This is a genomic window from Bacteroides sp. 3_1_13, from assembly GCF_001185845.1.
Taxonomy (GTDB): domain Bacteria; phylum Bacteroidota; class Bacteroidia; order Bacteroidales; family Bacteroidaceae; genus Bacteroides; species Bacteroides xylanisolvens.
This window is the reverse complement of record NZ_KQ236955.1, coordinates 1500097-1515597: the sequence shown is the minus strand read 5'-3', so window position 1 is coordinate 1515597 and position 15501 is coordinate 1500097. Positions and strand designations below refer to the sequence as shown.

The 15501-nt window shown below is 39.7% G+C and carries 7 protein-coding genes; all 7 read left to right on the top strand.

The annotated features are described in order from the left end of the window. The first annotated feature begins 16 nt into the window (after nt 1-16). Complete coding sequence (locus tag HMPREF9009_RS05505) at nt 17-3088, top strand: SusC/RagA family TonB-linked outer membrane protein (protein WP_049701662.1); 3072 nt, start codon at nt 17-19, stop codon at nt 3086-3088. A gap of 19 nt (nt 3089-3107) precedes the next feature. After that, complete coding sequence (locus HMPREF9009_RS05500) at nt 3108-4904, top strand: RagB/SusD family nutrient uptake outer membrane protein (RefSeq protein ID WP_049701661.1); 1797 nt, start codon at nt 3108-3110, stop codon at nt 4902-4904. Nucleotides 4905-4918: 14 nt separating this feature from the next. Next, on the top strand, nt 4919-5857 hold the full coding sequence (locus tag HMPREF9009_RS05495; RefSeq protein WP_049701660.1) for a DUF1735 domain-containing protein: 939 nt from the start codon (nt 4919-4921) through the stop codon (nt 5855-5857). A gap of 170 nt (nt 5858-6027) precedes the next feature. Continuing rightward, nucleotides 6028-8835 carry a SusC/RagA family TonB-linked outer membrane protein gene (locus HMPREF9009_RS05490; protein WP_049701659.1) on the top strand — a complete coding sequence of 936 codons (2808 nt, stop codon included), beginning with the start codon at nt 6028-6030 and terminating at the stop codon, nt 8833-8835. A 4-nt stretch (nt 8836-8839) separates the two neighbouring features. Further along, on the top strand, nt 8840-10594 hold the full coding sequence (locus tag HMPREF9009_RS05485; RefSeq protein WP_049701658.1) for a RagB/SusD family nutrient uptake outer membrane protein: 1755 nt from the start codon (nt 8840-8842) through the stop codon (nt 10592-10594). A gap of 32 nt (nt 10595-10626) precedes the next feature. Further along, nucleotides 10627-13743, top strand: coding sequence for a SusC/RagA family TonB-linked outer membrane protein (locus HMPREF9009_RS05480; protein ID WP_008024150.1), 3117 nt, complete (start codon nt 10627-10629; stop codon nt 13741-13743). 19 nt (nt 13744-13762) lie between these two features. Next, nucleotides 13763-15472, top strand: a complete 1710-nt coding sequence (locus tag HMPREF9009_RS05475) for a RagB/SusD family nutrient uptake outer membrane protein (RefSeq protein ID WP_049701657.1) — start codon at nt 13763-13765, stop codon at nt 15470-15472. The last annotated feature ends 29 nt before the right edge of the window (nt 15473-15501 follow it).

Sequence of the window (15501 nt, the reverse complement as noted above, 5' to 3'; positions counted from 1 at the left end):
AAAATGGCTTAATCAAATGAAAAGATATAATAAATTCATATTTATTCTGTTTGTCACTGCTATATTATCCGGCATAGCCACTTCGCTAGAAGCACAGGATAAACCTAAAAAGAAAAAAACAGCCCTTATTGAAGTGAAAGGGCTGGTGACAGACAACACAGGTAAACCGCTAAGCGGAGTAACAGTATTGAGCGGTGAAGGTTCTATTATAAACTATACAGATGCAAATGGAAAATTTGCACTCAAAACAAAAGCTGATGGAACCTTATTAATTGAAGCGTTCGGTTATAAAGATGTTGTAATAAACCTCGCAAAAGAACAACCCACTGTCATCAAATTACAAAATGAAGATCTATATGCTTCAGAAAGGGACATACACGAACGTGCAGACGGTGGAAAAACGTATCAGCGGGACCTGGTAGGTACAGTATCCAAGTTATCTATGGAAAATGTATTAAAATACCCTGATTTACAATTATCCAATGCCTTACAAGGACAGGCTGCCGGACTAATTGCTATTTCCGGTGATGGCGGCTTGGGCTATAACACATCAACATTATATGTACGTGGACAACACAATAATGGAACAAATACGGCCTTGGTTATTATTGACGGAATAGAACGCCCGATAGATGATATTTTACCGGAAGAAATAGAATCCATCGAAGTTTTAAAAGATGCTACAGCCAAAATCCTGTATGGAGCAGCTGCCACAAACGGAGTGGTCTTGGTACGTACTAAAAGAGGAGAAGCTCATAAACGAATTGTTCGTGTCGGGGTAGAATACGGTATACAGCCCTCTACACGTGTACCTAAGTATCTGGATTCCTACAACTATTCAAAATTGTTTAATGAAGCTCGTATAAACGATGGGATGAATCCTTATTATACTGACACGCAATTAGAAGGATACAGAAATAGTAGTGGAGTCAATGATGTATTGTATCCAAATGTTGATTATTACAATGAGTTCTTATTAAACCAAAATATCTACCGAAAAGGTACAATTGAGTTTAATGGAGGTAATGAAGGTGTGAAATACGCATTAGTTGGTGGATATACTGGTGGTTCCGGATTAGAAAAAGTTGGAGAACGTTCGGCTTTACACCGTATGAATGCACGTGGTAATCTGGATATTAAAATCACCGATTTTCTTACAGTAACAGCAGATGTTGCAGCTCGTGTGGAACTGAAAAACTGGGGAGCAAAAGATGGTGCAGGCATATTCAGTACATTATCTTCTAATCGTCCCAATGAGTACCCTTTCATTATTCCTAATGAAACATTATCGGGACAGTTTACCCCCAATGAAGATGGCACGCCATTCTTCGGAGCCAGCACACGGATAGTAGACAATTTATATGCAGATATGGTTTATGGAGGTGACACTTCCGAAAGGTATGTAAATAGCCAAACAAACCTTGGAGCAAATTTTGACTTCAATAAATACGTTAAGGGATTGACATTTAATGCTTATGTAACTTTTGACAATTATAGTTACTTACGTCAAGAATTAAGGAATACTTATCCGACCTATGCCATTGACACTTATAGTGATTTAGACGGTGAAACTATCACCCGATATACACAGATGAAAAAGCTGGATTTGCCCAAAACGCAAAAGATAGCCTCCAATAATACCTACCGCTATTTTGGTATGCGTGCAGATATAGGATATGAACGCACATTAGGAGTGCATGACTTTTCAGCAATTGGCGCATTCCGGTATACAAAGAATGAGATGACAGGAATGACACAAGATTTTAAAGATGCCAACATCTCTCTGCGTTTAAACTATAGTTATGACAAACGCTATCTAGCCGAGCTAACTCTGGCTGGTATGGGGTCCAACAAATTTGATAAAAACGATCGTTTTTTCTTTTCTCCGGCTGTAGGAGCTTCATGGATAATTTCTAACGAAAGTTTCATGAAAGAAGTAAAGGCTGTTAACTTTCTGAAGCTAAAAGCAAGTTTCGGTGTATTAGGCTATACAGGTAATACTGGATTCTTCTTGTATCAAACTGGTTGGAATAATAATGGCAACTATAATTTCTTCCAGGATCAAACAGATCATAAAGTTAGTTTAGCTCGCTGGGGAAATCCTGATTTAACATGGGAATACTCTCAAGAGTTTAATATTGGTATCGAAGGATTATTCTTTAATAATCGCCTAAGCACAGAACTCAATTATTTCCATGAATGTAGAAAAGATATCATCGGAGTGAATAACGCCCAATATGCCGCTACAGCAGGGAATTATACCATGTATGAAAATATCGGCCAAGTGACTAATCAAGGTATAGATATTGCAATCAACTGGAAAGGGAATATCGGACGGGACTTTTTATACACAGTCGGAGCCAATATGACTTATTCAAAAAATAAATTAGATAAATGGAATGAAATAGAAGGAGTGGAAAGCTATCGTAAAGCCATTGGACGGCCTACTAGTACTATTTTTGGCTTACAAGCACTAGGATTATTTGGAAAAGACATTCCATTAGAAGATCACTCATTACAATCATACGGTATATATCAAAACGGCGATATTGCATACGCTGACTTAAACAACAATGGGATTGTAGATGATAATGACCGTATGAGCCTAGGGCAAAGTTTTCCTGTAACCACTTGGGGAATCAATGTAGACCTCAAATACAAAGGGTTTGGACTTTATATGTTAGGAACTCTTCATACAGGTATTACTCAATTATGTACAAACGCTTATTATTGGAATAATGGTCTGAATGGATACTCTGAATTAGCATTAAATCGCTACCATGAGGTTAATAATCCTTCAGGTACAATGCCCCGATTAACAACAACGACAGAAAGCAATAACTTTCGTGATTCCAGTTTCTGGACAGAGAATGGCTCATTTTTCCGTTTGAAAAATATAGAACTTAGTTATACATTTGAAAATAAGGCAGGTAGATTCTTTGCAAACAAATGTAAACTATTCGTACGTGGTACAAATTTGCTTACCTTCTCTAAAATAAAGGATCTGGACCCGGAAAGATTAAATGCCGGAATCACAAATTATCCGGCCTATATGACTGTAACCGGCGGTTTATCCGTCTCTTTCTAAACTTAAAAAATATGCAAATATGAAAATAAGCAAATTAATACTGTTAGCCTGTGTTTGGGGAAGTATTGTTTCTTGTGAAGATCTGCTTGACCCTAAATTGACAAATGAATGGTCCAGTGAGACCGTATGGACTAATCCCGATATGGCACAAGCCGTTTTGACGCAAGTATATGCAGATTTAATGGTTGTTCCGGATCATTATGATGATAATTTCTTAGATGCTGCAACAGACAATGCACTAACCCGAAATTATGGTTCGAGTGTATACCGGGCTAGCATGGGAGCATTCAGCCGATCAACAAATCCACTTGGAAATTGGGACAATATGTATGATAAGATACAAAGCATCAATCTATTCATGGAAAAAGGAGTTACAGATGATGTAATATACAATCGTGTAAGTAAAGAAACTGATCAGGCAATAAAGACTCGTTTACTTGGCGAAGCCTATTTTTTAAGAGCATGGTGCAGCTTCAAATTGTTACAAACTTATGGAGGACGAACAGACGAAGGAGAAGCATTGGGATATACGATCACCAACCATTTCATTGGTGATAAGGAATCTGCGAAGCCGAGCCTGTTTAAACGTGACTCGTATAAAGATTGCGTCAGCCAGATTGTTTCCGACTGTGAAGAAGCTGCAAGACGTTTGCCTGTAACTTACACAGGAGATGATGTAGTTGTCGGAAAATCTAAAATTGGTAGAGCTTGCGGATTAGCGGCAAATGCTCTTAAAGCAAGAACTTTGCTCTATGCAGCAAGTCCGGCTTATCAAGACAAGGATGTAATTCAAATAAATGGCATGGGTAATTTTACTGTATTAAATGAAGCTACTTATCAAGCTGGTTGGGAGCGTGCTGCTCTTTTTGCCAATGAAGTGCTCAAAGACGCAGGGATAAACTATACCTTTACAGCGATGGCTGCTAAAGATTTGGCTGACGCTGGCAGTGATACCCCGGCCGATTTTATTTTCCGCACCTACATGGGACTTGTACATGGTATGGAAAGCCGACACTATCCTCCTTTTTATTTGGGAAATGCACAAACAATTCCTTCCCATAATTTAGCTGCCGCCTTTCCTGCCAAAAATGGTTATCCAATAACAGATTCACGTTCATTATATGATGAGCAAGATCCGTATTTGATAGCTAGAGATAACCGATTCAATATGAATCTATATTATCAAGGAAAAAAATTTGGAGCTTATAACTCAAACATTGATGTATCTGAAGGTGGAAAAGATTCAGAGAGTTTTCACATTTATGCCAGTCGTTCGGGATATTATTTATCTAAGTTCTTGTCTACTACACAAAAAAATATGCTGGATCCGATTCAAACATTGAATTCTCGGCACTTTAACCCATTATTACGTAAAACAGAAGTTTGGCTGAATTATGCAGAAGCCGCCAATGAAGCATGGGGACCTGAAAGTAAAGGTGACGACTGTAAATATAGTGCTTATGATGTCTTAAAAATCATACGTGAAAAATCAGGTGGTATCACAGATGCTACCTATTTGTCAGAAGTAGCTTCTGAAGGAAAAGCAGCATTCCGGAAATTAATCCAAAATGAACGTCGTATAGAATTTGCTTTCGAAGATCACCGTTTTTGGGATTTACGCCGCTGTTTACTTCCCCTAGATACCACTATTGAAGGAATACAAGTGACAAGAACAGACAACGGTCTTTCTTATGAAATAAAAGAAATAGAACAACGTCCGTTGGATGCACTTCGCTATTACTATTTGCCGTTACCTAACGACGAATTATTAAAGAACCCAAACCTCAAAAATAATATGGGGTGGAATAATAACTAATATTATATACGATTATGAAAATTGCAAAAATAATATTGCTTGCTTTGACGACTTGTTTATCGTCTTGCTATGAAGATTATACGCATGATTATGAAACTACAAATGTTGGTTTTGCTTTACAGAACCCATTGCGTACAGTAATATCAGACCGTGACATGCCTATATATGTAGGAGTATCATTAGGAGGTAAACGAGAAGTTGACATGAATGATTGGGCTAAATTTACCTTGGATGCTTCTTTATTAGAGGGTACTCCTCTTACACTTCTTCCCGAAGAGTATTACATATTGGAAGATCCGGAGATATTTAAAGTGCGGAAATCTAATTTACCTGTAGCAGATGTTGAAATCAAGTTTACAGATGCTTTTTATACAGATCCGTTAAGTCTGACTACCCATTATGCTCTCCCTTTCAAAGTTACAGAAAGTTCCATGAACACTATTCGCGAGGGAGCGGATTATTCTATTGTAGCAATCAAGTATGTCAGTTCCTTTTCCGGAGTTTACTACCTTCAAGGTGAAGTAAGTGAAGTAGACGATAATGGAAATACAATAGAAGGTACCACTGTGGTGTATAAAGAAAAAGACTTGATAAATAATAATACATTGGAACTAAGTACTCTCGCGAAAAATAAATTGTTAAGACCCGGAGTAGCAAACTTAGCAAAAAGCAACATCAATCGTTTCCAGTTGACAATCGACAACAACGGCGAATCTGGTTCAGACTACAATGTTCAAATAGAAGGTATAGAAGGAGGAGTTACAATCATTGAAGGAAATGGCAGCTACATTGCCCAAAGTCCGACTTACACCTTCAACAGTGGAGACAAACCTTGTCCGGAAATCAACCTGAATTACACCTATGAATTGGCAGGCAAACGCTATAAAGTGAAAGAACAATTAGTGTTACGTCGCGATCCTGTGAATGATTTACGAGTAGAATCATGGAAGTAATCTAAAAACTTGAGACATGGGGAACTATATTGGTTTCTCATGTCTCAAAATGATAACAATAAAATGGCTTCTCATACACCTATCAGCAATCGTCACCACACTGAAGGTGATAAATGAGGTGACCTCATCATCAATCAATCTACTATGGTGTTAACTCAAAATTTATACGTATGAAGTTCTTAAAGAAAATGTTGTTGGTTGGGCTACTTCCTGGCTATTTGATATGCCAGGCACAAAATGTCCAAAACAAAGAAGATGTACCCTTGGACTTAGGATATCGTGTACTCCCTATGGGAGATTATAACGGTTCAGCCTATACAATCTCGGGTAAACAGTTACGCAATCTACCTGTTACAAATCTTTCGGCAGTATTAGCCGGACTGGTACCTGGTTATTTTGCCCGACAAGTGCAAGGTGGTGGATTAGTGAATGAACAGAATTCATTCTGGATAAGAGGACAAAGAAGTAATTCGCCCGATGTATTAGTACTGGTTGATGGACAGGAACGGGATTTTGCTGTTTTGTCATCACACGAAGTAGAATCAATTACCGTATTGAAAGATGCTGCAGCAACAGCCTTATATGGAATGCGTGCAGGCAGTGGAGCTATTCTGGTTACAACTCGTAAGGGAGCAAAGGGAAAACCACAGGTTGAATTGACAGCTCAAATTATAGCTCAACAACCACTTAAAGAATTAAAATCATTAAACGCAGCCGATTATGCAAAACAGCACAACATAGCCCGCCATAATGACAATCTGGATCCCTTGTATTCAAACTATGATATAATGAATTATGCTAAGAATGATCCTAATTCCATTTTATATCCCAATGTAGATTGGGCTGATAAATATTTGAAGGATATCCGATGGAGCCAGCGCTATAATCTTAATATCCAAGGAGGAACAGAAAAAAGTACATATTTCGTGAATGCAATGTATACTCGTAACAATGGCTACTTCAATACAGATGATTCACATGATTATAATACCAATCACTCTGCTGAACGGTTTAATATCCGTTCCAATATCGATTTTGCCGTAACTCGCACTACCCAACTGGATGTAAATCTGTATGGCTGGTATCAAAGTCAGAATGGCCCTGGCAGCGGAGCCGAAAATATCTATAAAAATCTAGTCACATTACCGCAAGGAATCTTCCCAGAATGGTACAATGACCAAGGATATACAGATCAATACGGTAATGTTATCAATGCAGAAGATGGGAAAATTGTAGCAGGAAATGCATTCCGTGAAAATCCATGGGCAATGCTAAATCGCTCCGGCTACTTCCAGGACAAACAATTGTATGGTTCTTTCCGTACAAAACTCTCACAGGATCTTTCCTTCATAACAGAGGGATTAAAAGCTTCTGTTGCTCTATCCATGGATTCACGCACAATTTCTTCTATCAGACGTACAATAACTTTCGCATATTACGAAAAGGATGCCACGAATGAAGATGTTCTCCGCCGGACCCGCGAGGATGACTCGATGATAAACAAGGTAGATAATACCAGTTCTTTCCGCCGGACCGGTATCGTGGCTCAATTAGATTATAACCGTACCTTTGGAAAACATGGAGTTTCGGCTTTAGCTTTCTATGAACAATATGAAAGCAATGATGAAATGGTATTGCCAACCCGATTCCAAAGCGTAAATGGTTGGTTCGGCTATAATTATGATAAAAGATATGGCATCGATGTTATCGGAGCTTATCAGGGATCTCACAAATTTGGTCCGGGACACAAATTCGGTTTCTTCCCTACAATATCTGCCGGATGGACTGTTTCTAACGAATCTTTCTGGAAAGATGCAAAAAAAATAGTGCCCTACCTGAAGCTAAAAGCATCTTATGGACAAGTCGGCAACTCATCCGGCGTAGACGCCTTTTATTACAGGGGACGTATGTGGCCGCAAAACGAAGTCTATATCACAGGGGTAAACATGGGAACAAAGCTTGGAGGATACATTCAGGATATACTTCCAAATCCCGGATTGACTTGGGAGAAAGCCAGAATTCTGAATATCGGAATAGATACCCGACTATTTTCAGACCGGTTATCTGTTACAGCAGAATTTTTTAAAGACAACCGTCATGATATGTATGTAGTAAATAACAAAATCAGTTCTCTTGTCGGCAATGTAAAGGAATTTAAGCAGAATATAGGCAAAATCAATAGCCATGGAGTAGACTTATCTGCCATGTGGAATTCAAATATTGCAGACTGGAGCTATTTCATAGGTGGTACATTCTCTTATTCTACGAATGAACTGATTGCAAACGGTGAAGTAGATCAGCCATACGAATGGTTGAAGAATCAGGGACGGCCTTTAGGAGAAAATCGAGGATACATTGCAAAAGGCTTTTTCAATTCTTGGGAAGAAATAGCAGCCTCTCCTGTACAAACATTCTCTGATGTCCAACCAGGTGATGTACGTTATGAAGATATAAACAAAGACGGACAGATTGACGTAAACGATATGGTGCCTATCGGTTACGGAGACATTCCCAGAATTATGTATGGTATTAACTTAGGAGTCGGCTACAAAGGATTTTCGATCACCGCATTATTTCAAGGAGCAGCAAAAGTCTCTCGTCAATATTCGGACATAGTGATGAATCCTTTCACAGATAACGGAACCATATTTGAGCATCAACTTGATTACTGGACACCCGAACACCAGAATGCAACATTCCCACGTTTAACAACACTGGACAATGCCAATCTTAATAACAGGCAGATAAGTACATTAAATGTGAAGGATGCTGATTTCTTAAGATTAAAAACACTGGAAGTTGCCTATGACTTTCCTACAAAAATGATACAGAAAATCCATCTTAAGGGATTGAGACTTTTCCTTAGCGGAACGAATCTGATTACCTGGACAAAATATAAATGGGTTGATCCTGAAGCTCCTTCACTGGCAGCTCCTTTGACGAGAAACATGAGTATAGGTTGTTCCTTAAAATTCTGATAGCATGAAAAAATCGATAATTTATTTGACAATAAGCGCAACACTAACATTTTCCGGTTGTGATTATCTGGATGACATGCCCTATGACTGGGCCCAGCCTGATGATATTTTTACGAATGAACAGAACTATCTGAAACCGATTAATCAGGTGTATGCATATATTCCCGAAGGCTTCAACCACGTAGGAAATGCCTTTTTAGATGCAGCCACCAATGATGGAATAAGTACAATCATAGATTCGGATATTCATAAGTTGTCTCGTGGGTATATCACTTCTTCAAATCCGATTGAAGAATGTTGGAATAAGTCATACAAGGGAATTCAACAAGCCATTTTTGCCCGCAAGTATTTGCGTGAGGCTGACTTGGTGTTACAAAATAAGACAGAAGAAGACATCCAGGCATTTAAAGATACCTATTGTGCGGAAACTGAATGTTTACAAGCCTTATTTGAGTTTAACCTGTTAAGACACTACGGAGGCTTTCCTATCGTCGATCGTATTTACGAAGTTAACGATCCTGAACTGCAGACAAAGGCAAGAGACTCTTTCAAAGACTGCGTCAATCACATCGTACAGTTATGTGAGAGTGCTGCCGCTGTATTGAAAGTTGATCCGGAAGGTGGGAATGGTTCTTATGGCCGTATGACTAAAGGAATGGCACTTGCTATTAAAGCCAAGACATTACTCTATGCCGCAAGTCCACTCTACAACAGAACAGATAATAACGATCCACTACTAGGCTACACTGACGGCTCGGATGTGACGGAACGTTGGAAACTTGCAGCCAAAGCTTGTGCAGATGTAATCAATCTAAATGCAGACGGAACAATATCTCCGGATGGAAGTAAAAAATATAGTTTGATAGCTCTTACTGCTGCTAAGACGTACGACAAGATCTTTATCAATGCCAATCCTAATCCGGAATATATCCTATTCTATACGGCTGCTAAGGACAATGCTCTGGAAAACAGACATTATCCCCCTACAATCTCAAAAGATCAGGGAGGAGGTACAGTACCTTCACAGCAATTGATCGATGCATTTACCATGAAAGATGGAAGCGATTATACCCATTCTTCTGACGGTGCAAGCATGTATACTAACAGAGACCCGCGTTTGACAGCAATTATCGGATATGACGGTTCGGTTTATGGAAAGAATACCATTTATACGCGAATTAGCGATAACACAACCATAGACGGACTCAACCAAGTAAAGAACCGTTCGACCAATACAGGATATTATTTAGCTAAATTCCTGGACAAAACACTGAACTTCGGACAGGCCAATGTGGGTACCGTTTTCCACTTATTCCCGATGATTCGCTTATCTGATATCCTACTTTCCTACGCAGAAGCCATGCATCACGCTTACGGCATGAGTGCGGATCCAGAAGGCTATGGTTTGACAGCAATAGAAGCCGTACAAAAAATACGTACCAGAGCAGGATTCGGAACAAATGATAAATTTCTTAATGGGGTGACAGATAACAACTTTATGGAAAAAGTGAAACAAGAACGCCGTATCGAACTCTGTTTTGAAGAACATCGTTACTTCGATTTGCGACGTTGGATGGATGGCAATCAACTTAGAGAACCTATTATCGGAATGAAAGTAGAAGAAAATGCTTCCGGGCTTCATTATACACGCATTACAGTAGATGAAGCACGCAATTTTAAAGATTACATGTATTATCATCCTATTCCTCTGAAAGTAATCAAGGAAAGCCCTTCCATCCAACAGAATCCAGGTTGGTAACGGGCATCAAAACTATTTAATAGATAGAAAACATGAAAAAGATAATAATATTATTCATATGCTTAACCAGCTCCATCTGGCATGTCTGTGCACAAACCAAAGTTAGCGGAATTGTTAAAGATGCCCAAGGAATGGAGATGATTGGCGCTACTGTCCTTCAGAAAGGGACTAATAATGGAATAGTGACTGGTTTGGATGGAAAATTTACTCTTACATTGTCCAACGAAGCAGAGCAAACACTTCTTATCTCAATGATCGGCTTTATAGAACAATCTATTGCCATAAAAAAGAATCATCCTTTTATCAATGTCACCTTGGAAGAAGACATTGCACAATTAGATGAAGTTGTTGTGGTGGGATATGGAACACAGAAAAAAGTATCTCTGACCGGTTCAATTTCTAATGTCGGAACTGAAGACTTGAAAAGCATGCCTGTATCAAGTGTCACAAACGCTTTAGGTGGCCGCATCCCAGGACTGGTAACCCGGCAAGAGAGCGGACGTCCCGGCGGTGATCAGGCTACAATGTTTATTCGTGGTCGCGCTTCATTGAACGATTCTAGCCCTTTAGTACTGATTGACGGGGTAGAACGGCCTATGGCACAAATCGACCCTGATGATATAGAAACTATCTCCGTGTTAAAGGATGCTTCTGCAACAGCCGTATACGGTGTACGAGGAGCAAATGGTGTAATATTGGTAACTACCCGGAGAGGTCGTGAGGGAGAGACTCGAATATCCTTCTCATCTGAATTCGGTATTACTTCCTTCAATCGTATATCCCAAACACAAAATGCAGAGTCCGTTTCAAGATTCATGCGTGAGGGTGCCATCAATGATGGCTTTGACCCATCTGATACCGGCAATACCCGTGGAATTTTCCTGTCAGAGTATGATAACTATCTCTATCGTACCCAGAAAAGTCCGTTTACACACCCGGACAACGACTTTGTAGATATGTTTACGAAGAACGGTTTCCAACAAAAATACAACGTCAACTTATCCGGTGGAAACAAGACAGTACGTTACTTTGTCTCTGTGGGATATTTCACGCAGACTGGTATGTTTGAGACAGATGTAGACAAAATTAAAGAACATGAAACGATACAAGCTCTTTTAGCAGCCTCGCCCGATGTAGCTAAAGGCTTATACAAAGAAGGGTATGATTCAGAATATAGGTACAACAGGCTCACTACCCGTTCGAATATTGATATCAACCTGACTGAAGATTTCAAAGTATCCGTGAATCTTGCTTATCGTTTCGGGAGTCAGAACCGCCCATACGGTTATGATGCCAACGGAGATGAAGCACTACGACTATTTGGTATGTTCTACCGTAATTCTCCCCAAGCTTTCCCAATCTTGAATGCAAACGGTACTTATGCCGCTGCCGATGGTATATGGAGACAGAATCCACTCGTAACATTATGCTATTCAGGATTTTTCCTCAATTTTAGCAATAAACTCGAGACAGATTTCGTTTTCAAATATAACCTAAGAAAACTATTGAAAGGATTAAGCATCGATGGAAAGTTCTCTTATGATGCCGGCTGGAACAATAACCGCAGCATACAACAACGTCCAAACATTTATCAATATAACCCGATAGCCGAAACTTATAAACAGGGACTTGAAATGGTGCTGCCTACAAAAGCCACTAATAAAACAGCAGCTACACATCGCAAATATGCTGAAGCAGCAGTTCGTTATAAACAATCCTTCTCAGGACATAACATATCCGGATTAGTTCTTTACAATATGAGTTACACCTCCACTCCCGGTGGACGTTATTCTTACGTGCCCCATATCTATCAGGCTTTAGTAGGACGTGTTAACTATGATTATGAGAATCGTTATCTATTCGAAATCAACGCCGGCTATAACGGTTCAAACCGTTTTGCAGAAGGACACCGCTATCAGCTTTTCCCTGCTGCATCAATGGGATGGGTACTCACTAATGAACCTTTCTTTAAAGAAAACCCAATCTTAAGTTTTACAAAACTACGCTTCTCTTATGGTGAAGTTGGAAATGACAAGCTGGGAAGTTTCTCTTACTACTATCGTTCAGGATATGATAATGGACTAGGTTATACTTTTGGAGAAACTCAGAATCCTGCAATTACAGGTCTGATTCAAGGAAAAAGTGCCAATGAAAATATCACTTGGGAAATTGCACGGAAATACAACTTAGGAATTGAGACAAAATGGTTGAAAGACAAAATATCCGCCAATATCGACTTTTTTAAAGAACGTCGTAGTAACATCCTATGTGAGCCGGAAAGATATTCTCAAGCAGCCGGTTCAAACGGACTGGCTCCTATAAACTATGGTGTCGTAACAAATCAAGGATACGATCTGGAAATAGGCTATCAAGATCAAAAAGGAGATTTTGGATATTCCGTAAAAGCGATTTACGGATATGCCCATAATAAGATTGTGGAGAAAAGTGAGTCAGTGAAACCCTATTCCTATATGTCACAGACCGGCAATCCTATCGGACAGTTCATCGGCTATATTTCCGACGGATTCTTTAGTTCTTATGAAGATGTAGCAAGTTCCCCCGTTCAATTCGGACAAGTAAGCCGACCAGGGGATATTAAGTATAAGGATTTGAATCATGATGGAGTGATTGACTCCAACGATCAGGCTCCTATCGGCTATAATCCGGTGCCCGAGATGACTTTTTCCCTTACCGCCGGTTTGAACTGGAAAGGATTTGATTTCAGTGTATTACTTCAGGGTGCTACCCGTTCATCCATTTATCTGCAAGGAGATATCGCATGGGATAATTCTTGGGGTAACTATTACGAAGAGCATATCGGAAGATGGACACCGGAAACAGCTGCAACTGCGACATATCCACGTTTCACCAAAGCAGCCACTGCCACACATCCCAATTATTATAAATCGGATTATTGGTTGAAAGACTCCAAATACTTGCGTTTGAAAAATATTCAGTTAGGTTACACTATTCCCCGCAAACTTTTGAAAAAAATCGGAATACGTTCACTCAGAGTATATACTAATGCCTATAATCTCCTTACATGGGATAATGTAAAGAAGGTAGACCCTGAATCACCGAACAATAGTAACGGGCAATTCTATCCACAACAAAAAGTAATAAATTTTGGTATCAACCTGAATTTCTAATGTTTGAAACAAGTAATTTATGAGAAAACTATTTATATCCTTTATAACGGCTATCCTGCTTACCAGTTGTAGTGCAGATAGCCTGATGAAAGAAACCGAGCTGGATCTTACAGATACAGAGAAGGTTTATTCGGACATTACATTGACCCGCAAAGTTGCATACGACTTGTATGCACGTATGCGCATGGGAAGAGATCGGCAGGGAAGCTTCGGATTCTTAGGAAATATAGGAAAGTCGCCTTGTATGCTTGACAATGCAACGGACGATGGAGCCGGAAATACAACCCGTGCCGGAGGTGCAGTCATATCCGAACTTGAAAAATTTATAAAAGGGGGAATTGATGCTTCCAAAGGTTTGATTGGCGATGCCCATCCATGGACATTCTACTATAAAGCTATCCGCTCTGCAAACACATTTCTAAATAACGTAGACCGTTCACCACTGGAAGATTCAGAAAAAATAGCCCTGAAAAACCAAGTACGTTTTTTACGTGCACTGTATCATCATGAACTATTTCGCTTTTATGGAGCATTAGTAATCGGAGACAAAGAACTCGACCCATTGCTTTATGATGAGATCAAGCGTGAATCGTTAGAAACTACAGTCCGTTGGATTGCTAATGAATTCAAAGAACTTTCAGAACCGGGAGTATTACCCGATAAATACGATGCACCAGATTACGGCAGAGCGACCCGAGGAGCGGCTTTAGGATACTTGGCACGTACGTTGCTTTATGCAGCAAGTCCCTTGCATAAAGCTTCCGGAGTAACTTGGAAGGAAGCAGCAGATGCAGCTTATGATATGATTGAATATGCTGATGGAGGAGACTTTTATCGTTTATATGAAGATCCAACTACTCCGGAAAAAAGCTACACGCGATTATTTAATACCCGTACCAATGGTGAAACGATTATGGCATTTCTTCGTGCACCAACAAACGACCTCTACGGAACAATGCCTGCTTTTGACCCTTGGAACGTAAACAAAGAGTTAGTGACTTGTCCCAATCAATGGCTGGTAGATTGCTATGATATGCTTGACGGTTCACAACCCATCCTCGGTTATGAATCAAATACGAAAGCTATTATTAACCCGAACTCCGGTTACAATGAAAATTCTCCTTATGCTAACAGGGATCCCCGTTTGGCACAGAGTATTCTATGTGATGGTGCTACCTGGCCTTTAGTCAACGGTAAGCCAGCTACAATAGACCTGTCAAAATCATATAGATGGGGAAGCGGATACTTCCTGACAAAGTTCCTGGATGACCGTATCGATCATCGAAAAGGTGGTACCACTTACATGGACTTTCCAATGATGAGATATGCAGAAATCCTGCTCGATTATGCAGAAGCCGAGAATGAGGCCGAAGACACAAATACAGCCAGAGAAAAAGCAATAGCCCAGCTTAACAGGATACGCCGCCGTGCCGGTATCACGACAGACTTACTGGCCACTGATTATAATCAGGCGACCCTTCGGGAACGCATACGCAAAGAACGCCGTGTAGAGCTTTGTTTTGAAGATCATCGATTCTTTGATATAAGAAGATGGCTGATAGCAAAAGATGTTATGAGATTACCGGCTGTCGGAATAAAGAAAATTAACGGTGGATATCAGCGGGTAACTTTAGATACACGAAATTATAACGAGCGTATGAACTTGGCCCCAATACCACAGAGTGAAGTTAATAACTGCCCGAATATCTATCAGAATCCAGGATACTAATCTAAATAGAATGTTTACTTAAAAAAATA

Excerpts from the sequence above, each read along its gene's own strand:
- HMPREF9009_RS05485 (WP_049701658.1), top strand. The coding sequence starts at position 8,840 with ATGAAAAAATCGATAATTTATTTGACAATAAGCGCAACACTAACATTT.
- HMPREF9009_RS05490 (WP_049701659.1), top strand. The coding sequence starts at position 6,028 with ATGAAGTTCTTAAAGAAAATGTTGTTGGTTGGGCTACTTCCTGGCTAT.
- HMPREF9009_RS05500 (WP_049701661.1), top strand. The coding sequence starts at position 3,108 with ATGAAAATAAGCAAATTAATACTGTTAGCCTGTGTTTGGGGAAGTATT.
- HMPREF9009_RS05475 (WP_049701657.1), top strand. The coding sequence starts at position 13,763 with ATGAGAAAACTATTTATATCCTTTATAACGGCTATCCTGCTTACCAGT.
- HMPREF9009_RS05505 (WP_049701662.1), top strand. The coding sequence starts at position 17 with ATGAAAAGATATAATAAATTCATATTTATTCTGTTTGTCACTGCTATA.
- HMPREF9009_RS05480 (WP_008024150.1), top strand. The coding sequence starts at position 10,627 with ATGAAAAAGATAATAATATTATTCATATGCTTAACCAGCTCCATCTGG.
- HMPREF9009_RS05495 (WP_049701660.1), top strand. The coding sequence starts at position 4,919 with ATGAAAATTGCAAAAATAATATTGCTTGCTTTGACGACTTGTTTATCG.